This window comes from Flavobacterium sp. H4147, from assembly GCF_029360735.1.
Lineage (GTDB): Bacteria > Bacteroidota > Bacteroidia > Flavobacteriales > Flavobacteriaceae > Flavobacterium > Flavobacterium endoglycinae.
Window position 1 is genome coordinate 128939 of sequence record NZ_JARKNB010000005.1, and the last position, 22093, is coordinate 151031.

Here is a 22093-nt window from a genome sequence, read left to right on the forward strand (position 1 = left end):
TTGAAAAACTAAATTATCATTTTTATACTTCTAACAAAAACATTTTATGAAAACTAAATTTCTAATCTGCTCTGCAATCTTTGGAATCATTTTATTTTCGGCTTGCAATACTGCTTCGAAAGAAAATAAAACAGCCGAAAACACAAATACAAAATCAGAGGATTCTGCTGTGGTACGCGGCACTCCGTGCGATGTAAAACTAAATAACATTCATTTTACAAAATCAATTAACGGTGCCGATACACTTGCAAAAGTAGATGCAAAAAATAATATCGAATTTCATGTAGGCGAGAAAAAAGATTATTTCTCTGATCCTAACAACAAATTATCCAATACCTCAGCTCCTATTCTTTTATCGAAATTAGACAATACCAAACCTTTTACAATTACTGCAAAAGTGACTCCTGAATTTAAAGGTTTGTACAATGCTGGAGTTTTATATTTGTACGTAAATGACAATTTTTACCAGAAATTCTGTTTTGAACAGGATGAACGCGGTAATCACAGAATTGTAACGGTTCGCACAATGGGAACTTCTGATGACAATAATCACGATGTGGTAAAAGAAAAAACGGTTTACATGAAAATTTCATCAGATACGCAGACTGTGGCGAGTTATTATTCTCTTGATAATAAAAACTGGCAGATGGTTCGTTTGTACAAAAACAATTATCCGGCAGAACTTTGGACAGGAATCAGCGCGCAATGTCCAGTCGAAAAAGGAACCACAAGTTATTTCGAAGATGTTGTTTTGGAACAAAAAAGCGTTAAAGATTTTCGTTTAGGAATCTAAATTCATTCTTCAAAAAAAACAAAAAGCGGATTGGTTTTGAACTAATCCGCTTTATTTTTTCATATCTGGAATTTTCTCTATGAGATTTTTCCAATACCGTTTCGGCATGTGCTGTATATGCAGTTTTGTATTTTTACGTGATTCGATATTAACGCTTTTAAAAAACTGGCGCCAGAGATTCTGGAAAAACTCTTCGTTGTCATCACTTATTTCGGCTAAAAATTGAGAAGAATTAGAATTGGCATTAAATTCTAATTGTACCGAAGTAGTATTTTCGAGATCGTAATAAATTCCGTATTTGCGTTTAGTATCATAAATTAACCAGCGTTGGTCTGCATAACGGATTTTAAAATGTTTTTCTATGAGAGGCAAAACATCGCAGTCGGGTTCTACGACAGCGTAATACAAATTATCTTTTGTCAATTTAAACCTCACGAAAGCTTTCATTCTATGACTTTCTCTTCCGGTTACGTAAGCTGCTTTTCTCACTCCCAAAACGGCAGAATTAGACAAATCATCTTCAATATTTACAGCACTCGAAAAAATATACTTTACATATTGAAATAAGGTCTCGTCAATTTTATCAATGTCTGATAAAAAAGCTTTATAAATATTCGCAAAACCTTCTCTTGAAAGTTTATCTTTCAACCCTTTTAAAACTCGTTTCGCTTTTTGCAAATCTGTTATTACGATATATCGATCTGAAAAAAACAAAGCGTTTGAAACTTCACTTTTGGCAAAAACCACATCGTCGAATTTCAGTTCGTATATTTCGAATACTGCCGTGAGCCAGCCTTCATAAGTGCCATCGTAAATTACTTGTGTCATTTGATTTAGAATAAAGAAAGCTGATTCGAAAAATCATTTTTGTATTTGCTTTTCTGCGTATTCAAAATATGATCTTTTATTTGAATGGAAGTCAAATCCCGCTGTAATTGAAACGGTGAAGCAAAAGCCAGAAAGTATTTTGAACGACTGTAAGCGATTCCTAATTTCTGCAGATCTTCAGGCTGAAGTCTTTTAAATCTTCTTGCTGCAACGATTTTTTTTGCACTAGAAACGCCAATTCCCGGAATTCTTAGAATCAATTCTAAATCAGCAGTATTAATATCAACAGGAAATTTATCCAAATTTCGCAAAGCCCATCCCAATTTTGGATCAATATCCAAATCAAGATTGGGCTGATCAAAACCTACAATTTCATTGACATTAAATCCGTAAAAACGAATTAACCAATCGGCCTGATACAAACGGTTTTCGCGAATCATGGGAACAGGCGTTCCAATTGCCGGAAGTCTGCTATCGTAACTTATTGGCACATAACCTGAATAATAAACACGACGCATATTCATTTTTTCGTAGAAATAATTCGCCATTCCCAGAATTTCGAGATCATTCTCTTTTGTAGCGCCAATAACCATCTGTGTGCTTTGTCCGGCTGGCACAAAAAGTGGTGCTTTGTAGTTTTGTTTTTTTTCTTCTTTGTACCCAACGATTTCATTTTTCAGATATTCCATTGGTTTAATAACATCAATATGATTTTTATCTGGAGCCAGTAATTTCAGGCTTTGTTCTGTTGGCATTTCGACATTTACACTCAAACGATCGGCATATAGTCCGGCTTCTTTCAAAAGTTCGGCACTCGCACCCGGAATGGCTTTGAGATGAATATAACCGTTAAAGTTTTCTTCTAAGCGAAGTTTCTTTACAATTCTTACCAAACGTTCCATGGTATAATCAGGATTGTCAAAAATTCCCGAACTCAAAAACAAACCTTCAATATAATTTCTTCGGTAAAAACCAATCGTCAAATCTACTACTTCTTGAACAGTAAAAGCGGCACGCTTAATATCATTGCTTTTTCTGCTTACACAATAGGCGCAGTCGAAAATACAATGATTGGTTAGTAAAATTTTTAGTAGAGAAACGCAGCGTCCGTCTTCAGTATAAGCATGACAAATTCCGTTTCCCGAAGCTTCACCAATACCTTTTCCTGTATTTTTCCGTTTGCTGCCGCTGGATGAACACGAGACATCATATTTTGCTGCATCGGCTAAAATTGCCAGTTTTTCCATTACTCTTTCGTGCACCATTTTTCTCTTCTTTAATTGATTGGGAATGAAATTTTAATACATCAAAACTAGGAAATTGACTTCGGAAAAAGGCTAAAAAGGTTGTCCCAAATTGTATCATTTTTTACACGCAAAGCCTTAATTATAAAGCCTTTTCGCACAAATAAAATTTTAGAGAATATTCAAAAACAGGTATAAATACGCAGTGTCAAATTTTTGAATCTTTTTACATTGCACCTCTGTAAGGAAAAAATTTTTAGTCCCCTTAATAATTATTTTTTCACTCTCTTCAGCAAAAAAAGAAACTTACGAGTATTAGCGAATAATTTAAAAACAAAAAGCTAAAACAATGAAATTTGTAAAAGGACAAGATGTATCCTACACGACATTAAGTGGGAGATCTTATAAGGCAACAGTGATAGAAAGAAAAATAGATTTCAAAAAAGGGCTCATCAAAAAATCTGCAATCAAGGAGATGACGTACCATTACCTAATTGAAGTCCAAAAAAATGGTCTGAAAGAAAGACTTCTTTGTACTGAAAACCAGCTTAGGGTTTCGGAGAAAAAAGAACTTGCGCAAAAAGCTGCGTAAAAAGACTTTCGATAAAGATTGTATATACCAACTCTGGTAATTCTTTACGTGACGTATACTGACTATTTCTAAAACTAAAATTTACTAATTATCTTTTATTGGGTTAGATTGTTTCTGCACCAACTGAAGATGGTTTGGTAATGAATTATAATACACCATCTATTAGGTGTATATTTTGAACGATTACAAAAAACAAGTTAAAATCCTGATCTCATAACGGTTTTTCCATTTAAAAAAATATATTTGTCTTAAACCCAGTTCTCCGAGAACCGAAAAGACATGAGTATGGATAATGAAAAATTTATTTTCTGCCTGGAAGGCGTTCAGGACATAGACATCGTTACGACTACTGATGTGGTTAAAAATCTCGAAGAAATTGCTTTTGATCAGGGTATTGCCAGCATTTATAAAACCTGCGACACTATTGAAGGTCTTGAAGAAAGTTTAACTGCGCTTCTTTATGATGATCATAATTTTAAGGATTATGAAATCATTTATTTGGTAATGCCGGGACAGGAAAATAATATCTGCCTTCATGACTATTATTACAGCATAGAAGAAATAGCCGAACTTTTTGAAGGAAAAATGAAAGGAAAGATTATTCATTTTGCCAATAAAAAAAGATTGGACCTCAACGACGAAGAAGCTCAATATTTTCTTGATATTACGGGTGCACGCGCCATTTCTGGTTATGGCTCTACTTATAACAAAATTGCCAGCTGCAGTACCATTGACAAAGCTTTTTTTAGTCTGTATCAGGAAAATGATGACCTAACTGAAGTCGTTGAAGAATTGTTTCAAAAGCATTATGCGCTTTGTAAATTACTTGATTTTAGATTGTATTATTAAGTATGAAGACAAAGCTGGCTGAAAAAATAAAAACGTATGAAGCAAAAGGTTTTCGGGAGAGATTTCTTGGCGAAGACAATCCGATGCATTTGCTTTTCAAGTCCAATTCGGATCATTTTTTTTGTTTGAGAACAGAAGAAATGATGCGTCTTCAATATCCAGTCCCGCCATCTAAGCATAGTTGTCATACCTTAATTTTTGTATCATCAGGCACGCATATTATGAAAACCGGGTATGAAGAGTTTCAAACGACGACTAATGAGATTATAATGGTTCCAGCCGGACAGATTTTTTCAATTGATAATATTTATAGTTCACATACGGGATACATCTGCCAATTTCATCCTGATATTTTAATTGGGAAATATGGAAGCCGAGAAATGCTGAATGATTTCGATTTTTTAAAAGTTTCTGGAAATCCTAAAGTGAGTTTGGCTTCAGAAGATATCCAAACTGTTGTCACGATTTTAGACCGATTGAAAAGGGAATATTCTGAAACTCCCCGCGCCAATCTGAATATTGTACAATCATATTTGATTGCTTTGTTTTATGAAATGAGCAAAAATTCGGTTAAAACTTCTAAAGGGATTTCGGCTGCCGAAATTATTTCAAACAAGTTCAAGGAATTAATTCATCAAAATATTAAAACACAGCATCAGGTAAATTATTATGCTTCAGTTTTAAATGTAAGTCCCAACCATTTAAACAAATGCGTGAAAACCGTTACTGGTAAAACAGCCGCGAAATGGATTGAAGAAACCATTTTACTGGAAGCTAAATACCTGCTTTTTCAAACTACTTTTTCTGTAGGTGAAATCGCAGCACAAATAGGACTTGAAGATCAATCTTACTTTAGCCGTTTTTTTAAAAAGAGCGAAGGAATATCTCCTATCCAATATCGAAAAATGATTGATAAATCCTAATTATTGATTATAGAATCCTAATAAATAAAACCACATTTTTTGGAAATTTGCTCCTTCAAAAAAATGCAAATTATGATTTATGTGTTTAAAACTTCCGTCGACAGTCCGTCAAAATTAGAATCAGCAACTGCTCTTCTTCATAAATTATTGCCCGAAACTCTATGGAATTTTGATTTAGAAGATTGCGATAATATTTTAAGAGTTGACAGCGAACTCGATGTTGCCACATTGCTTTTGAATAACCACGTTTTTGATTGTATCGAACTTGAATGAGTTTTTTTAGTATTCAGTCGCAGTTTTCAGTATACAGTCTCAGTTAATATGCAAACTGAAAACTGAAAACTAAAAAAGCGGGACACCATAAAATGCATCCCGCTTTTCTTATTAATCAACCACGATTTTTATTTAATCCAACGCGGATCTCCAATTTGATTGTCGATCAAAGTTTGATTTTTAATGGTAAAGTCTCCACCGGCAGCATTCACAAATTGTGGATTTGCTGTTGTTCCTGATGCATCTATTTTATTTAAATTAATCGTTGCATCCATAAAACTTGGTGCATCGTAATAGTAGTTTTTAAGGAAAGTTGGCGCAGTTGTGGCGGTCTGATTCGTATAAATTGCTGTTGTTGAAACTATCAAAGTGTTTTTTACTGTTGATGTATTATTTACAAAACGGATATACAAAATTCGTTTTGGAGCAGCAGTACTTGATACGTTGTACAATGTACAAGCATCAATTACAACATTTGTAGTTAAACCTGTTCCAGATAAACCAGAAGCGGCATCAACTCTCACAAAATCTCTACCTGTTGAACAAGTATCAAATGTGCTGTTTTTAAGTAGGATACTTGATGCATGTGTATTTCTGAAATCAATAAAATCAGCACCCGCGTTTGTATTTACATTTTTTACAATGGTATTATCGACAGTAAAAGAATTTACTTTTGAACCGCTTGCATTTGCGGCAATTAATGCACGTGTATAATCATGCACTTTACTGCTGCTGATTAAAATATCACCATAAGTAGTACTTGCGCCGGAAACAGTGATTACTGCTGCATTATCCATTCCGGTTCCGTCTAAATCTAAATCAATCAAAGAAAGACTTGATGCTCCAGCATTCAAATTAAATTTCACATGTAATTTTGGTTTATCACCCGGACGTAAACCGCGTAATGTAATCGATTTGTTTAAAGCTATTTCACCTGTGAAAATTGTGTAATCTCCCGGCATTAGCACCAATACTGATCCTGAAGCGGCTTCGGTTATTTTTGCGTTTAAATCATCTTCAGGTTTTATTAAAATTCCGGTTCCAATATCAATTCCTGTTGTAAACGTTACGGCTCCTCTTTTCTTTGATCCGTTTAATAATGTAGCAATATAAGCTGTTTCTCCTGTTAGTCCCGTTACAACTGCAACTCCTGCAGCTTTTTCTGCTGGGGTAATCGTGTGTGTAATCCCTCCAGGCGCCACTGTAATTTCTGTTACTGCACTATTAGGCGTCCATCTTAAAGTAACTTGTTTGGCTTCGATATCAGCATCTTGAACGGGAGAGAAAAGCTGTTCTGTCAAAGTAGCAGCGGTAGTAACCGACCATTTAGAATCAGCCAATCCTTTTGAACTTACTGATTTTACTCTAATAGAATAAACCGTTTCCCCTTCTAAAGCTATTTGAACAGGTAATTCAGTAGGGGCAACGTTAACTGTTTTATAAATAGTTTTAAATTCGGGATCATCAGCACTAATTTCCACTACATAATGATCTGTTTCTTCATTTTCTTTTACAGTCCAATTTAATTCAACTGTAGTTTGGTTCCTAACTCTTGCTGTAAGTCCTGTTGGAGAAAATTCCCTGCTTACATTCAAATCATTTATAACGGCTTCGTTATAACTTTCGCAGCCCGTCACTGCCATTGCCAGCAGAAAAAGAACTGTTAATCCTTTAAATATATATTTTGTTTTCATACACATAATGTCTTAAATAAATTAATGATATTGCTGTAGAGGATTTAGTAGTTATAATCATTAACTAATTTTCCATTACTTGCATCAATAAATACCTGCCAGATTGGCCAGAATTGTCTGTTATCAGGATTAACGCCTGCTTTGTACAGTGTGTTAATTTTGGTTTCTGTCGCAGCCCCTGTCCAAGTCCATGCAAAAGAAGTGTAGTCAGCACCCGGATTAGCGGTTTCACCTCGGTTTAGTCCATAAATATCTAAGCTTACATTGTCTGATTTGTATTTGTAATATAATGTAGCTGGAACATCTGCATATTCGCCTGTATGCTGTGAAAGGTTCGTCATTTTCACTTTCGCTTCATCTAATTTTGCTTTCAAAAGATTCCAGCGAATAAGTGATTGTTTGCGCTCCATTTCTCCTGTAAATTCAAATTTATTTTCTTCTACAAGAGCTTTAAACATAGCTTCTTTTGAAGTTAATGCATTTACATAAGCATCTACTTTTACAGCTTGAGATGCTGCTGGGAATGCGCGTCTTCGGATTTCTTTCAAATAGGGAGCTGCTGCGCTTGGCCCTTCTAATTCGTTTGCTGCTTCGGCTGCAATTAAAAGTACTTCAGCATAACGCATATAGATTTTATTTACACCATCATCATTGGTTGAAGTTACAAAACGAGTCATCCATTCGTAACGATATTTCCCGAAATACCAAGTATTAAGAGCACCTAATTCTTGTTTCGCAATATTATTTACAGCTGTACCATATTTATAAGGCACGCAGGTAACGTCACGACGAGTATCTGCCTGATCGTAATCGTAAAAAACGTAAGGAAGCGGTCCTGCAGTTCCTCCACGATTTGCTCCATTGGCGTGAAATTGGTCATTTGTAGTGTGACGAACCGCAAATGTAAATAGCATACGCCCGCGTCCATCTGAAAAAGGAATTTCCCAAAGAGATTCTCCTCCTGCAGCAATATTTTCCTGATTGTATTTTCTCCAGAAAGTTTCGAAAGAAGATTCTAAATGTGCTGATCCGCTGGCAATAACTGAACGAGTTTCTGCCAATGCCAATGCATACATATTACCAACAGACAGTGCAGGATCTGTACTTCTTCTAATTCCGTCAGGATATTGCTGATAGCCGCTGGCAGCCATTGCCAAACGGGCACGGAATCCTTTTACGAAAGCTTTATTAATTCTTTCCACACTGCTTGTCGCTGCTGTTTCTCCCGGCCACGGAACCAATGTCGCAGCTTCGGCTAAATCAGCAAGAAGTTGTTTGTAGATTACATCACGGCTTGTTTTTTCAACGTATAAAGTAGAATTATTTACGGGTTCAAATCGAGCTGGAACATCGCCCCAAGCTTTTATCAAATCAGCGTAGTAAATGGCTCTTAATGTTAAAGCTTCTCCTAACAAGTAACCCAATTGTGAATTTGGTGTAGGATTTCCGTAAGTACGCAGTCCTCGAATACAAATGTTAGCACGCTCAATTCCTGAATACATCATTGCCCAAGCATTGTTTGTCGTATTCATTTGTGAATTGTTTGGTTTTGCATCGTAAGTACACAAATCCGACGCGTCGCTTACAGTTTGTGAAGAGTTGTACCATTCTACATCTGTGTTTAATCCGTAGAAAGGAAGAAAACGTCCTCTGTATGAATTGGTTTCTGCAAACGGAATTTTAATTCCGTCAATCGCTCCTTCGGCTAATCCTGGACTAGAGAAAATAACCGATTCATCTAATGTTGATTGTGCCGGAGCGTCTAAGTAATCGTCTGAGCAGGAAGTAAAAAGGCTTACCAATGCAATTCCTGCAATTAATATCGTATGTTTCATCTTGTGAAAGTTTTACTGAATTAAAAATTAAGGTTTAAACCAAATATCAACTGTCTGCTTCTTGGATAGGCAGAATAATCAACTCCTGGCGTGTACGGAGTGTTTCTTCTTGTGGAAGATTCAGGATCCGGACCTGAATATTTAGTCCAGACAAAAACATTACTCGCAGTAAGGTAAAATCTCAATTTAGAAACTCCTAATGCAGAAGTAAGCGCATTTGGTGTCGTATATCCTAAACTCAATGTGTTAAGCCTTAAGAAAGAACCGTCCTCAACAGCCCAGTCAGTAAACACATAACGCGGCATGTAAGGAGACCACATTGTTGTATTTGCATTCAAAGCAGCTAACTGAGCAGGATCTGTAACCAATTGTCCGCTTGCTGGATCAAGATTCGTCCATCTTTTTCCATCAGCCATTTCAGAGCTTAGGTTTCTATATTGTCCGTTTGGTACAGAAGTAGAAAATTCAACTTTATTAGCATTGTAAACATCATTGCCAATACTACAATTAAAAGCTGCCGAAAGGTCAAAACCATAAGCATTTGCATTTAAAACAAAACCTCCAGTAGTTTTAGGATTTGCATTTCCAATAATCGTAAGATCGTTTACATCTACTTTACCATCATCATTTATATCTTTTAATTTCATAGCACCCGGCTGCATTTTCCCCACGATTGTAGTACCATCTGGCACACCTGCTTTTAAAGTATATGTTCCGGCATTGTAATCAAAATCAGACACTTCGTAGCGTCCGTCGCTTTTATATCCATACATAATCCCTAGCGGCTGTCCCACGTTTACTAAATAATCAGTTCCAATTGCTGTAGATGCCCATCCAGAAGATGCTTTAAAATCATCCATAACTCCAATAGAGTTAATTCTGTTCGTATTGAAAGCCGCGTTGAAAGATAAGCTTACGCCATATTTAGGTCTTTCGATAAGATTAAGATTTAAACTTGCCTCAACTCCACTATTTTGGATTTCACCCATATTTCTGTATTGGAAATCGTAACCTCCTCCAGAAATTGGAAAGTTCATTAACAGGTCTTTAGTTTTGTTTTTATACAACTCAACAGATCCAGTTACTTTGTTTTTGAACAAGTCAAAATCTAAACCGATATTCTGGGTAACAGTAGTTTCCCATTTTAAATCTGGATTTGCCATTGTTTTAGAAGCTGCCCAGTAATTATCGACACCATTAATCCAAGTAGAAGTAGATGAAATAAAGCTTTGAACCATCTGTCCTGTTGGAATATTGTTGTTTCCTGCTTCACCATAACTTACTCTTAATTTCAATAAATTAATCCATGAAGCATTTTTCATAAATTCTTCTCCTGATATTTTCCAAGCTGCCGCAGCTGCCGGGAAAAATCCCCATTTATTATCGCCTAGAAATTTACTAGATCCGTCTGCTCTATAAGTTGCTGTAAGAAGGTAACGGTCTTTGTAATCGTAATTTACACGTCCGAAGAAAGAAAGCAGTTTATCGTCTGGGAAATAAAAATTATCAACTGAAACAGGAGTTCCTTGTGTGGTTAATTTTTTCGCCTGATCCAAATCAAAAGATAATGGATATCCGTGAATCGTATTTGCTACGTCGTTTCTTTTATATTGAATTGATTCTTCTCCAAAAAGGAATTTTAAATTATGGTTCTCTCCTACTAATTTTTTCAAATCGTAATTAAGTGTATTGGCATTTCTAAAACGCGTATCTTTTCTGTCTCCCATTATCAATGCAGGCATACCTTGTCTTTCTGCCGCTGGACTGTTTTTTACATAATACGTTGTACGGCCATAAAAACGGTAATCCTGATAGTTATAATTATCGAGACCTAATTCTGTTTTGAACACTAAATTTGGAGTAATTTTCCATGAAAAACTTCCCAATGTGTTAAAGTTTTTTCTAAACTGCTGACGGTTATTGTCTGTAATAGCAACAAATGGATGCACTAAATTTTCTGCTACTGCTTCATCTGTATCATCGCTTGTTAAACCAGGAACTGGAATTGGAGCATATCCAACGATATTTTTTAAACGTGAATCTGCTGATGAAGCTTCGTTTTGCTCGTTCATACCAGCACCGTTAATTTCAGTATCGGAGTAACGAACTGTAAAAGATAAGTCAACTTTATCTGAAGCTTTACTGTTTAAGGCAAGAGATAAGTTGTTTCTGTTGAAATCAGACCCCAGCATGATAGCTTTCTCATCATAATGAGCATAATTGAAGTTATAGTTCATTTTATCAGTACCGCCACGAATCGATAAGTCACGGCTCTGAACTTCTCCTGTACGTCCAAAGATTTGTTTCTGCCAGTTGTTTCCTTTCATGCCTTTGTACATGTCGTAATCCTGCCAGTTTCCAAAATATTTAGTATACGAGTTTGGATTGGTTAAGATCGTTTTATCTGTCTGATCCATTAAAGCATATTCATACTGCCATTTTACGTAATCTTCAGGAGCAGTCACGTCAATAGTATTAGCCAGTTTTTTCATTCCGTAGAACATATTGAAGTTTACGGCTATTTTACCATCTTTACCTTTTTTAGTGGTAATGATGATAACTCCGTAAGCTCCTCTAGAACCGTAGATTGCCGTAGAAGATGCATCTTTTAACACAGTCATCGTTTCGATATCTGAAGAAGAAATATCATTAATGTTGTTTACAGGAAATCCGTCAACAATGTACAATGGTGAAGCATCTTGACTTAGCGAACCGTTTCCGCGAATTCGAACCTGAACATTTGAATCAGGTGAACCTTCAGAACTCGTTACCTGAACCCCTGCAATACGTCCGGTTAAGGCTTCCGCTACGTTTGGCACTGGAATTTTACGTACTTCATTTCCAGAAAATGTAGCTACAGCTCCCGTTAAATCTGATTTTTTAGATGTTCCATATCCAATGACAACAACCTCATTTAAGTTGTTTGAATCTTCAGATAAAGTTGCGTTTACTTTGGTTTTTCCTTCGGCAGAAATGTCTACCGTTTTAAATCCTATAAAGGAGAAACTTAATACTGCTTTTGGGTTGGTGAGTTTAATTTTGTAATGTCCGTCAAAGTCGGTAGAAGTTCCATTTTTGGTACCTTTCTCCAATACGTTAACTCCCGGTAAAGAAAGTCCTGCCGCATCTTTAACGATTCCTTCTATTGTCACTGCCTGAGCCTGCATTTTATTACTCATCAGCAAACACAATAAAAAAACAACTGCAGAACAACGAATTGCCGCCTTGTTTAATAAATCTTTAAAATTCATTGGTTGATTGTTTAAGTTAGTAAATGTTTTAAGTGGTTTTTTGTGGTTTAGTTTTTTGTTGCCGATCCCAATTTTGTCAGAATTAATAAAGCCTGATTTTAACAGAGTACTTATGATTTTCCTGATTCATTATGACCTTAATAAAAATTCAGTTTTATCATCCAAAAAAAGTTGTAATCGATTACACAAACATAGATATTTTTTTTATATAAAAAATTAAAATTCATAAAAATTTCATAAATAAAATCTAAAATCAAGAATTTAGAGGCTTTTTTATACAAGATGTGTAATTTTATAGATATATAAATATTAAATATATTATTATAATCATCCATTTTTTTGACTTTTTATTAAAAAAACAATCGATTACACGAAATCGATTTAGAAATCTTTTAAGTGTGTATTTAACATTTAAAACTCTTGAAATTCTTCGAAAAAAAATAGAAAAGACTTGAATTTTAACACGCTTTTACTCAAAAACAAAATAGCGAACACGGCAGTTTTGTAAGATTGAGTTAAAACAAAATCTTTAAAACATAAAAAAGCCCTTAGATTTCTCTAAGGGCTCTCAAGTATTTTGAATAAAGATTTATGCGCTTTGTAATTTTAAATCACTTTTACGGACTCTCATTAAAGTAAGTGTGATAAGCATTCCAATAACCGACATTCCTACTCCAATTAAATTTGGTGAGGCAAAGCTGTATCCAGCAGCCAAAGGAAGTCCGCCTAAAAATGCTCCTAAAGCATTCCCTATATTAAAACTTCCTTGCAATGATGCCGAAGCAATCATTTCGGCTCCTTTTGCAGTACGGATCATTAACATTTGAATTGGCGCAATAACCGAGAATGAAATGGCTCCAGTTAAGAAAGTCAAAAACAACGAAACGTATTGATTTGATGAAAAGAAATAAACCAAAATCAAATCAATTGACATTACAAATAACAAAGCTAATGTTGTGGGAGCAGGTGAATATTTATCAGCTAGTTTACCTCCAATAAAATTCCCAACTACCATACCAAGCCCAGCCAGAATTAATATAGAAGAAACATCTCCTTCAGAAAATTTAGAAACATTAATTAACAAAGGAGCGATATAACTAATCCAAGCAAAAAGACCTCCAAAACCAATGGCTGTAATTCCAATAATCAGCCAAGCTTCAGTTCGTTTAAAAAACTGCAATTGTTCTTTCATATTCACCGTTTCTCCTTTTTCTAATTTTGGCATCCACAACCCAATAAGAAAAAACGTTAAAAGTCCCACAATTGCAATTAAAACAAAGGTATAGCGCCAAATAAAATGGTGACCTATATATGTGCCGATTGGAACTCCAATTAAATTCGCCAATGTTAAACCAGAAAACATAATGGCAATGGCTTGCGCTTCTTTTCCTTTATCTGCCAATCGGCTGGCCACAACAGCTCCCACTCCGAAAAAGGCTCCGTGAGGAAGTCCCGATAAAAATCGTGAAGCAAATAAAAAATTATACGATGGCGCAATAATAGAAAGTGCGTTAAAAACAGTAAGCATTGCTGCTAAAATTAAAAGCATTTTTTTGGGTGGAAAATTTCTTCCAAGAATTACTAATAAAGGAGCACCAATTACAACTCCAAGAGCATAAGATGAAATTAAATATCCGGCAACCGGAATCGTAACTTTCATATCGGAAGCGATATCAGGAAGAAGACCCATCATGACAAATTCGGTAATACCTATTGTTAGACCTCCAAACGATAACGCGATAAGACTTTTTTTCATAACTATTTAAGACAGAAAGGGAAAAACTTTCTACAGTGCAAATTTAAAACCGATGCAGCAGAAATAAATTGTATATTTGCGATATAAATTTGTAAAAATATGTTATGCCGAAATTAAATCAATTCAAAACGCTTATTATAGATGAATTTGAAGAAGAAAAATTTCATCTGCCTCCGCATTCTCATACCTATTATGAAATCATTTATATTAAGAAAGGAAGCGGAATTCATCATATCAACAACAATCTATTATCATATAAGGCCGGCGATTTATTTGTGATTTCGCCAGATGACGAACATTATTTTGATATTAAGAAAAGTACGCGTTTTATATTTATCAAATTCACCGACAATTATTTCAATTCAAAACAAAATCTTACCTGTGATGAATTTCTGGTTCATACTCCGGAAAATTTCATGCGGGATAAAATTCTAAAAGAAACCGTTTTAAAATTTGGCGAACCCTGTAAAACGATTCTTAAAAATACGGTTGAAAATATTACAAAGTACGACCAATATATAGATGTGACGAATTCACCAATTGTTTTCTACCAGATTCTTTCGATTTTTGGTTTGATAAAAGAAACCATTCGATGCATGAACCTTCAGATGACCTCAACTCATATCGATAATGAGCAGATCGCCAATTATATTCATCAAAATATTTACCAGCCGAAATTGGTTCAAATTAAAACAATTGCTGAACATTTTAATATAGCTCAAACGTATTTCAGTGCTTATTTTAAAAGAACTTTTGCGATTAGTTATCGCGATTATATTCATAATTTAAGAACCACTTTGATTGAGAAAAGATTCCAAAATAATCAATTACCCATTAAACAGATTGCTTATGAATTTGGTTTTACAGATGAAAGCCATTTGACCAATTATTTTAAAAAGAAAAGAAACATGAAGCCTACTGATTTTAAAAAGCTTTAGTTATTGAAATCCTAAAAGAGCATTTTGCCTTAATATTTTTACCTAAATTTGTACAACAAAAAATTTCCCTTGAACAAAAAAGTCTACATAACATTCCTTTTATTACTGACTGGTTTCTTTTTGATTCCGGTTTCTGGTTATGCGTGTGGAAATCATTCTGGAAAAATTTCGCCTAAAAAAGAAATGACTTCCGAGAAAAAGGAAAAAGACTGCTGTACCAAAAGCTGCTGCAAGGAAACTTCAAAATCAAAAAAGAAAAAGCATGATTGCGACAGAAAATGCAGTCATACTAACTGCACAACCTCGTCTTTACAATTTAGTATTCCGGCTTCAAATGAGTTCAGCTTTCAAAACAATTTTAATTTTTCTGTAGAAAAACCGATTTCTTATCATAATGAAACCAACATTTCTGATGGTTTCACCTCTATTTGGTTACCTCCCAAAATATAATATTTCTAATCTGTACAGCCATAAATGGGTCTTGTTTAGAAATTTATGCTTCAATCAATGAAAATTAATCAAAAGGAAAGCTTCTTCCTTTTATAAAAAATATATAAAAATGAAAAATTCAATAACAGCTGTTTTAGCAGCAATCACAATAGTATTTTCTGTAAACACAATTACAGCAAACGAAATAAAATTACAAACTACTGCAGAAGATGTTCTGGCTTCTGGTGAATTACAATCTGTTTTCGATAATTATTTTGCGGTAAAAGATGCCCTTATTAAAAGTGATGCCAAATCTACTTCGGCGAAAGCGGCAAGCTTACTGACTGCAATTGGGGCCGTAAAAATGGACAAATTAAAAAGTAACGAACATACGGTTTGGATGAAAGTAGTTAAAAAATTAACTGCCGATGCAAAAGCGATTTCGTCTAATACGGATATTAAAAAACAACGTGAGTCATTCAAATCACTATCTAAAAACACGTATGATTTAATTAAGGTTTCAAATCCAGATCAGCCAATTTACAAACAATACTGTCCAATGGCAGATGCAGATTGGTTAAGCAAAGAAAAAGCCGTTAAGAATCCTTATTATGGTTCTTCCATGCTGACTTGCGGAAATGTGGTTGAAACCATTAAGTAAAGAATGAAGCTCTATATCAAAAATATGGTATGCAGCAGATGCAAAATGGCAGTGGAGTCTGAGTTTGAAAAACTCGGACTTCCAACTGTTTCTGTTGAGCTTGGAGAAGTGGAATTAGAAAACGAAATCACAGAAAACCAGAAAGAAACTTTACTTAAAAATCTTCAAAATCTAGGTTTTGATTTATTAGATGATAAAAAAAGTAAAACAATCGAAAAGATTAAAAATTTGATTGTGGACTTGGTTCATCATAAAAACAACGAGTTAAAAACCAATTTGTCTGATTATTTAGTAGAAAATCTAAATCAAGATTATAACTCATTGAGCAATTTGTTTTCTGAAATTGAAAATACGACTATAGAGAAATATTTCATCAGTCAGAAAATCGAAAAAGTAAAAGAACTGCTGATATATAATGAGCTATCCTTAAGCGAAATTGCAGATTTATTAAATTATAGTAATGTCGCACATTTGAGTAATCAATTCAAAAAAATTACGGGCTTTACTCCTACTTCGTTCAAGCAGTCAAAAGACAAAAAACGTATTCAGATTGAGAATATATAGTTTTTGATTTAACCGCTAACAACGCTAAGATTTACGAAAGGTTCGCAAAGTTTTTTAGCCACAGATTATACAGATTAACACAGATTTAAAAAATCCTTTTAATCTTTCAATCTGTGGCTAACTTTTCACATAAAGATTTCGCAATTTATTCAGAACATAGCCCAAGGTTTCAACCTTGGGTGCATATCGTATTTCAATCTTTGTTACCCAAGGTTGAAACGTTAAAAGCGCATTGTGTTCCAATTTTTGTGTACCCAAGGTTAAAACCTTGAGCTATGGTTATAAACTTCGCAAAGCTATTTTAGACAAAGCTTTGCGAACTTTGCGTTTATACAAAGTCACGCTAACAAAAATCCTTGCGCACTTTGCGGTTAAATAAAACTTTGTAAATCTTACAAATCATTCTCAAAATTTTACAACCCGATCTAAACCTTAGTTCGGAAATTTGCATTGTAAACCAAAAAACAAAGCAATGAAACATCAATATATAATTTCAGGAATGTCATGCAACGGATGCCGAACCAAAGTCGAAAAGACTTTAAATGAAATCGAAGGCATTCATGCTGAAGTAAATCTGAATCCCGGAGAAGCTACCATTACAATGGAAAAACATGTTGCAACCGAAAAACTTCAGGAAGCACTATCGGCTGCGGGAAATTATACTATCGAAATGAAAACGGCAGAAAACTCAGGAGAAAATGCCGTAAAATCATGCTGTTCATCCAAAAAAGAACATTCTCATCACGAACACTCAAAAAAAGCAAGTATTCCTCATAATGGAACTGGAGTTTTTTATTGTCCGATGCATTGCGAAGGTGACAAAACCTACGACAAACCTGGTGACTGTCCAGTCTGCGGAATGGATTTAGTACCGCAAGTTGCTATCAGCCATACTCAATTTACCTGTCCGATGCATCCGGAAGTTATTTCAAATGAACCCGGAGATTGTCCGATTTGTGGAATGGATCTCGTTCCGATCCAAGCTTCAGAAGAAGAAAACAAAAGCTATACAGATTTATTAAAAAAGATGAAAATTGCCGTATTGTTTACGCTTCCCATCTTTATCATTTCAATGTCAGAAATGATTCCCAACAATCCTTTATATGATATAATGCCAATTGAAAAATGGAATTGGGTTCAGTTCTTATTTTCAATTCCAGTATTGTTTTATGCTGGATGGATGTTTTTTGTTCGCGCTTACAAATCAATTGTGACTTGGAATTTAAACATGTTTACCTTAATAGGAATTGGAACTTCTGTTGCCTTCCTTTTTAGCGTTGTGGGAATGTTTTTTCCAGATATTTTTCCTTCAGAATTTAAATCGCATCATGGAACCATTCATTTGTATTTTGAAGCTGCAACGGTAATTATCACTTTAGTACTACTCGGACAATTATTAGAAGCCAAGGCCCACGGCCAGACAAATGGCGCTATCAAAGAATTATTAAAACTCGCTCCAACCGAAGCCACTTTGGTAGAAAACGGAATTGATAAAGTCATTTCCATTCACAATATTAAAAAAGGAGATTTATTGCGTGTAAAACCAGGAGAAAAAATTCCGGTAGATGGAAAAATTACAACTGGAGAAAGTCATATAGACGAATCGATGATTACCGGTGAACCTATTCCAGTTGATAAAAAAGCAGGAGATTCTATAATTTCCGGAACCATTAACGGTACTAAATCATTTGTAATGACAGCCGAAAAAGTAGGTTCAGAAACCATGCTTTCGCAGATTATTCAAATGGTAAATGATGCCAGTCGTTCAAGAGCACCAATCCAAAAATTAGCCGATAAAGTCGCTAAATATTTTGTACCCACCGTTGTTCTAATTTCAGTTCTGACGTTTATTATCTGGGCGAAATTTGGTCCAGAACCGTCTTATGTTTACGCTTTGATTAATGCGATTGCCGTTTTAATTATTGCTTGTCCTTGCGCTTTAGGATTAGCAACACCAATGTCGGTTATGGTGGGTGTGGGCAAAGGAGCGCAATTCGGAATTCTGATAAAAAACGCCGAAGCTCTCGAAAACATGAATAAAATCGATGTTTTGATTACTGATAAAACGGGAACGATTACAGAAGGAAAACCATCTGTAGAGAAAGTATATGCGGTAAATAATGATGAGAATTTTTTACTTCAAAATATTGCTTCGTTAAATCAGCATAGCGAACATCCTTTGGCGAAAGCCGTTGTAAACTTTGCAAAAGCGCAGAATATTTCTGTGGTTGAAGTTCACGATTTTGAAACTATCACAGGAAAAGGTGTTATAGGAACGATTGAAAACAAAAGAATAGCATTAGGAAATAAAAAGCTGATGCTTCAAGTAAATGCTTCAATTTCTTCAGAAATCGAAAATAAAGTTACAGTCGAACAAAATCTAGGTAAAACCGTTTCATACATCGCAATCGATCAAAATGTTTTAGGTTATGTAACTATTACTGATGCTATTAAAGAAAATAGTGCACAAGCTATAAAAGAATTGATCAATCAGGGCGTAGAAGTTATAATGCTTACAGGAGATCATGCGAATACTGCAAAAGCGGTGGCAGAACAACTTCATTTAAGTTCTTTTAAAGCCGATTGTCTTCCAGAAGATAAACTAAAAGAAATTGAACGATTACAAGCAGAAGGCAAAATCGTAGCAATGGCAGGCGACGGGATCAATGATGCTCCTGCCCTTGCAAAATCTAACATTGGAATTGCAATGGGAACCGGAACTGATGTTGCCATTGAAAGTGCCAAAATTACGCTGGTAAAAGGAGATTTAAACGGTATCGTAAAAGCAAAAAATCTAAGCCACGCTGTAATGTCAAACATTAAACAAAATCTGTTTTTTGCATTTATTTACAATACCTTAGGAGTACCAATTGCAGCAGGAATTTTATATCCAGTTTTCGGAATTCTGCTTTCGCCAATGTTGGCTGCTTTGGCAATGAGTTTAAGTTCTGTTTCGGTAATTGTAAATGCTTTGCGATTGCGAAATTTAAAACTGTAGGTTAGGCGTAATTATTTAAACACATAGAAACATAGTTCTGTATTGTGAGTACAGGCGTTTCACTTGCATTAATAGATGGCTATGTGTGGAAACTTGTTTCATTTACGCTCTTTTTGACATAAAAAATCTATGTTTCTATGGTTAAAATTAAATTGTGTTCCATTTAACCCAACAATTTAAAATTATAATTCATCATGAAAATCAAATATATTCTTCTTTTATTTTTAATCGCTTTTCAATTGAAAGCTCAAAAAGTTGTTCGGTACGATTTATATGTTCGCGATACGATTGTCAATTTCTCTGGTAAAGAAAAACGTGCGATTGCGGTTAACGGACAAATTCCGATGCCGACTTTAACTTTTACCGAAGGGGATATTGCCGAAATTTATGTACACAACGAATTAAAAAATGAAGATACAGCCATGCATTGGCATGGATTGTTCCTTCCCAATAAAGAAGACGGCGTTCCTTACTTAACGCAAATGCCTATTAAACCAGGAACTACACATAAATATACTTTCCCCATTATTCAAAATGGAACGTATTGGTATCACAGCCATTCTGGTTTGCAGGAACAAATTGGTTTGTATGGACTTTTTATCATCAATAAAAAGAAAGACGATCCGACTATTCGAAAAGGAATTGACGATCTGCCAACAATTCCAGTTATTCTGAGCGAATGGTCTGATTTGAAACCAGAAAATATTCAGCGAATGCTGCACAATGCCAATGATTGGTTTGCAATAAAAAAAGGAACAACGCAAAGTTATGCCGAAGCCATCAAACAAGGACATTTTTCGACCAAAGTAACCAACGAATGGAAACGAATGAATGCCATGGACGTAAGTGATGTTTATTATGAAAAATTCCTCATTAACGGAAAAAACGAACAACAGCTTTCTGAATTTAAGCCGGGATCAAAAGTCCGTTTGCGAATTGCCAACGGAGGTGCTTCGAGTTATTTCTGGCTGACATACGGCGGCGGAAAAATTACGGTTGTAGCCAGCGACGGAAACGACGTAGAATCTGTAGAAGTGGATCGTTTGATTATTGCCGTTTCTGAAACTTATGATGTTGTGGTTACAATTCCTGACGATAAAAAATCCTTTGCATTTTTGGCTACAGCCGAAGATAGAACAGGATCTGCATCTTTATTTTTGGGCAATGGCGAGAAACAGCCCGTTCATCATCTTTCGAAATTAAAATATTTTGAAGGAATGAAAATGATGAACGATATGATGAAAATGAATGGTGAAATGAACGATATGGGCATGAATATGTCTTGGAATAAAATGGATATGAATGCTGTAATGTATCCTGAAATTTCTGGTGAAGATGAAAATGCAAAACCAGCAATGGATCATTCTAATCATAATATGGGCGATATGAAAATGGAAAGCGACACTACTGAAACTCCAGGAATTGTTACTTTAAATTATGGAATGCTGAAATCGCCAGATAAAACCAATCTTCCAAAAGATGCGCCTGTAAAAGAATTACGTTTTGAACTTTCTGGAAATATGAATCGGTATGTTTGGAGTTTAGACAATAAAGTAGTTTCTGAAACTGATAAAATCTTAATTAAAAAGGGAGAAATTGTTCGTATTACTTTGTACAATGGTTCTATGATGCGTCACCCCATGCATTTACACGGACACGATTTCAGACTTTTGAACGATCAAGGCGATTATGCGCCCATGAAAAACGTCATCGATATTATGCCAATGGAAACAGACACTATCGAGTTTGAAGCCAATGCCGATGGCGACTGGTTTTTCCACTGTCATATTTTATACCACATGATGGCTGGAATGGGACGTATTTTTAGTTATGAAAATTCAGCTCCTAATCCGTTGATTCACCATCCTGAAATGGCTTATAAAATGTTGAAAATGGATGATCGTATGTTTCATTTTATGGGCGAAAATGATTTTGCTTCTAACGGAAATGACGGTGAAGCCATGTACAGCAACACCAGATGGAGTATTGGAACCGAATGGCGATTAGGTTACAACGACAAACATGGTTACGAAACTGAAACGCATATTGGCCGCTATATTGGTAAAATGCAATGGCTGATGCCTTTTATTGGTTTTGACTGGAGATACCGAAAAATGGGAATGGACGAACAGGAACAAAATCTTTTCGGACAAAAAAACACCAAAGACAATCGTTCTGTTTTTAGCGCTGGTCTTGAGTATACTTTGCCAATGCTCATAAAAGCTCAGGCTGAGGTTTACACTGATGGAAATGTCCGTTTGCAATTTGAGCGAAAAGACATTCCGCTTTCCAGACGATTGAGAATGAACTTGATGTGGAATACAGACAAAGAATATATGGCAGGATTAAAATATATTGTTGCCAGAAACTTCGGAATCACTACACACTATGATAGTGATATGGGAATTGGATTTGGGTTAAACTTAAATTATTAATTTTTAAATCATTAAAATTTTAATGGCATC

17 protein-coding genes are annotated in these 22093 nt (G+C 35.1%); 11 read left to right on the forward strand and 6 right to left on the reverse strand.

Translation table 11 applies throughout. The features are described 5' to 3' along the window. Positions 1 to 46: 46 nt before the first annotated feature. Positions 47 to 793: a DUF1349 domain-containing protein gene (locus P2W75_RS20915; protein WP_276381954.1), complete on the forward strand. Its 747-nt coding sequence runs from the start codon at positions 47 to 49 to the stop codon at positions 791 to 793. A 51-nt stretch (positions 794 to 844) separates the two neighbouring features. Here the strand turns inward: P2W75_RS20915 and P2W75_RS20920 are convergent, their stop codons facing one another. Beyond that, positions 845 to 1621 (reverse strand): TIGR03915 family putative DNA repair protein, encoded by a 777-nt coding sequence (locus tag P2W75_RS20920; protein WP_207294846.1) that lies wholly within the window; start codon positions 1619 to 1621, stop codon positions 845 to 847. Between the two features lie 5 nt (positions 1622 to 1626). Further along, a complete protein-coding gene (locus P2W75_RS20925) occupies positions 1627 to 2886 on the reverse strand; it encodes a putative DNA modification/repair radical SAM protein (protein ID WP_207298707.1) in 1260 nt (419 codons plus the stop codon). A 328-nt stretch (positions 2887 to 3214) separates the two neighbouring features. Between P2W75_RS20925 and P2W75_RS20930 the strand changes: the two genes are divergently transcribed. From P2W75_RS20930 to P2W75_RS20945, 4 genes are all read left to right on the forward strand, one after another. Further along, positions 3215 to 3457 (forward strand): hypothetical protein, encoded by a 243-nt coding sequence (locus P2W75_RS20930; protein WP_207294845.1) that lies wholly within the window; start codon positions 3215 to 3217, stop codon positions 3455 to 3457. A gap of 285 nt (positions 3458 to 3742) precedes the next feature. Beyond that, positions 3743 to 4306 (forward strand): DUF6642 family protein, encoded by a 564-nt coding sequence (locus P2W75_RS20935; protein ID WP_207294844.1) that lies wholly within the window; start codon positions 3743 to 3745, stop codon positions 4304 to 4306. Between the two features lie 2 nt (positions 4307 to 4308). Further along, positions 4309 to 5229, forward strand: a complete 921-nt coding sequence (locus P2W75_RS20940) for an AraC family transcriptional regulator (protein WP_276381955.1) — start codon at positions 4309 to 4311, stop codon at positions 5227 to 5229. Between the two features lie 63 nt (positions 5230 to 5292). After that, positions 5293 to 5502, forward strand: coding sequence for a hypothetical protein (locus P2W75_RS20945; RefSeq protein WP_306801549.1), 210 nt, complete (start codon positions 5293 to 5295; stop codon positions 5500 to 5502). 128 nt (positions 5503 to 5630) lie between these two features. Here the strand turns inward: P2W75_RS20945 and P2W75_RS20950 are convergent, their stop codons facing one another. The 4 genes from P2W75_RS20950 to P2W75_RS20965 all read right to left on the reverse strand — a co-directional run bounded on the left by P2W75_RS20950 (position 5631) and on the right by P2W75_RS20965 (position 14038). Continuing rightward, positions 5631 to 7196, reverse strand: coding sequence for a DUF5123 domain-containing protein (locus tag P2W75_RS20950; protein WP_276381956.1), 1566 nt, complete (start codon positions 7194 to 7196; stop codon positions 5631 to 5633). Positions 7197 to 7240: 44 nt separating this feature from the next. Then, positions 7241 to 9031, reverse strand: a complete 1791-nt coding sequence (locus P2W75_RS20955; protein ID WP_276381957.1) for a RagB/SusD family nutrient uptake outer membrane protein — start codon at positions 9029 to 9031, stop codon at positions 7241 to 7243. 20 nt (positions 9032 to 9051) lie between these two features. Then, positions 9052 to 12282 (reverse strand): TonB-dependent receptor, encoded by a 3231-nt coding sequence (locus P2W75_RS20960; protein ID WP_276381958.1) that lies wholly within the window; start codon positions 12280 to 12282, stop codon positions 9052 to 9054. Positions 12283 to 12871: 589 nt separating this feature from the next. Further along, on the reverse strand, positions 12872 to 14038 hold the full coding sequence (locus P2W75_RS20965) for an MFS transporter (protein WP_276381959.1): 1167 nt from the start codon (positions 14036 to 14038) through the stop codon (positions 12872 to 12874). A gap of 104 nt (positions 14039 to 14142) precedes the next feature. Here P2W75_RS20965 and P2W75_RS20970 point away from each other — a divergent pair, with 104 nt between their 5' ends. The 6 genes from P2W75_RS20970 (at position 14143) to P2W75_RS20995 (ending at position 22063) form a co-directional block, all read left to right on the forward strand. After that, a complete protein-coding gene (locus P2W75_RS20970) occupies positions 14143 to 14976 on the forward strand; it encodes an AraC family transcriptional regulator (protein WP_276381961.1) in 834 nt (277 codons plus the stop codon). Positions 14977 to 15045: 69 nt separating this feature from the next. Further along, complete coding sequence (locus P2W75_RS20975) at positions 15046 to 15426, forward strand: hypothetical protein (RefSeq protein WP_276381962.1); 381 nt, start codon at positions 15046 to 15048, stop codon at positions 15424 to 15426. Between the two features lie 109 nt (positions 15427 to 15535). Then, the gene (locus P2W75_RS20980; RefSeq protein WP_276381963.1) at positions 15536 to 16066 is read left to right on the forward strand and encodes a DUF3347 domain-containing protein; all 531 of its coding nucleotides are present in this window, start codon (positions 15536 to 15538) and stop codon (positions 16064 to 16066) included. 45 nt (positions 16067 to 16111) lie between these two features. Then, positions 16112 to 16630, forward strand: coding sequence for an AraC family transcriptional regulator (locus tag P2W75_RS20985; RefSeq protein WP_276381964.1), 519 nt, complete (start codon positions 16112 to 16114; stop codon positions 16628 to 16630). A gap of 472 nt (positions 16631 to 17102) precedes the next feature. Then, the gene (locus tag P2W75_RS20990; protein ID WP_276381965.1) at positions 17103 to 19628 is read left to right on the forward strand and encodes a heavy metal translocating P-type ATPase; all 2526 of its coding nucleotides are present in this window, start codon (positions 17103 to 17105) and stop codon (positions 19626 to 19628) included. Positions 19629 to 19822: 194 nt separating this feature from the next. Then, positions 19823 to 22063, forward strand: coding sequence for a multicopper oxidase family protein (locus P2W75_RS20995; RefSeq protein ID WP_276381966.1), 2241 nt, complete (start codon positions 19823 to 19825; stop codon positions 22061 to 22063). Positions 22064 to 22093 lie beyond the last annotated feature (30 nt).

Excerpts from the sequence above, each read along its gene's own strand:
- P2W75_RS20915 (WP_276381954.1), top strand. The coding sequence starts at position 47 with ATGAAAACTAAATTTCTAATCTGCTCTGCAATCTTTGGAATCATTTTA.
- P2W75_RS20920 (WP_207294846.1), bottom strand. The coding sequence starts at position 1,621 with ATGACACAAGTAATTTACGATGGCACTTATGAAGGCTGGCTCACGGCA.
- P2W75_RS20925 (WP_207298707.1), bottom strand. The coding sequence starts at position 2,886 with ATGGTGCACGAAAGAGTAATGGAAAAACTGGCAATTTTAGCCGATGCA.
- P2W75_RS20930 (WP_207294845.1), top strand. The coding sequence starts at position 3,215 with ATGAAATTTGTAAAAGGACAAGATGTATCCTACACGACATTAAGTGGG.
- P2W75_RS20935 (WP_207294844.1), top strand. The coding sequence starts at position 3,743 with ATGGATAATGAAAAATTTATTTTCTGCCTGGAAGGCGTTCAGGACATA.
- P2W75_RS20940 (WP_276381955.1), top strand. The coding sequence starts at position 4,309 with ATGAAGACAAAGCTGGCTGAAAAAATAAAAACGTATGAAGCAAAAGGT.
- P2W75_RS20945 (WP_306801549.1), top strand. The coding sequence starts at position 5,293 with ATGCAAATTATGATTTATGTGTTTAAAACTTCCGTCGACAGTCCGTCA.
- P2W75_RS20950 (WP_276381956.1), bottom strand. The coding sequence starts at position 7,196 with ATGAAAACAAAATATATATTTAAAGGATTAACAGTTCTTTTTCTGCTG.
- P2W75_RS20955 (WP_276381957.1), bottom strand. The coding sequence starts at position 9,031 with ATGAAACATACGATATTAATTGCAGGAATTGCATTGGTAAGCCTTTTT.
- P2W75_RS20960 (WP_276381958.1), bottom strand. The coding sequence starts at position 12,282 with ATGAATTTTAAAGATTTATTAAACAAGGCGGCAATTCGTTGTTCTGCA.
- P2W75_RS20965 (WP_276381959.1), bottom strand. The coding sequence starts at position 14,038 with ATGAAAAAAAGTCTTATCGCGTTATCGTTTGGAGGTCTAACAATAGGT.
- P2W75_RS20970 (WP_276381961.1), top strand. The coding sequence starts at position 14,143 with ATGCCGAAATTAAATCAATTCAAAACGCTTATTATAGATGAATTTGAA.
- P2W75_RS20980 (WP_276381963.1), top strand. The coding sequence starts at position 15,536 with ATGAAAAATTCAATAACAGCTGTTTTAGCAGCAATCACAATAGTATTT.
- P2W75_RS20985 (WP_276381964.1), top strand. The coding sequence starts at position 16,112 with ATGGCAGTGGAGTCTGAGTTTGAAAAACTCGGACTTCCAACTGTTTCT.
- P2W75_RS20990 (WP_276381965.1), top strand. The coding sequence starts at position 17,103 with ATGAAACATCAATATATAATTTCAGGAATGTCATGCAACGGATGCCGA.
- P2W75_RS20995 (WP_276381966.1), top strand. The coding sequence starts at position 19,823 with ATGAAAATCAAATATATTCTTCTTTTATTTTTAATCGCTTTTCAATTG.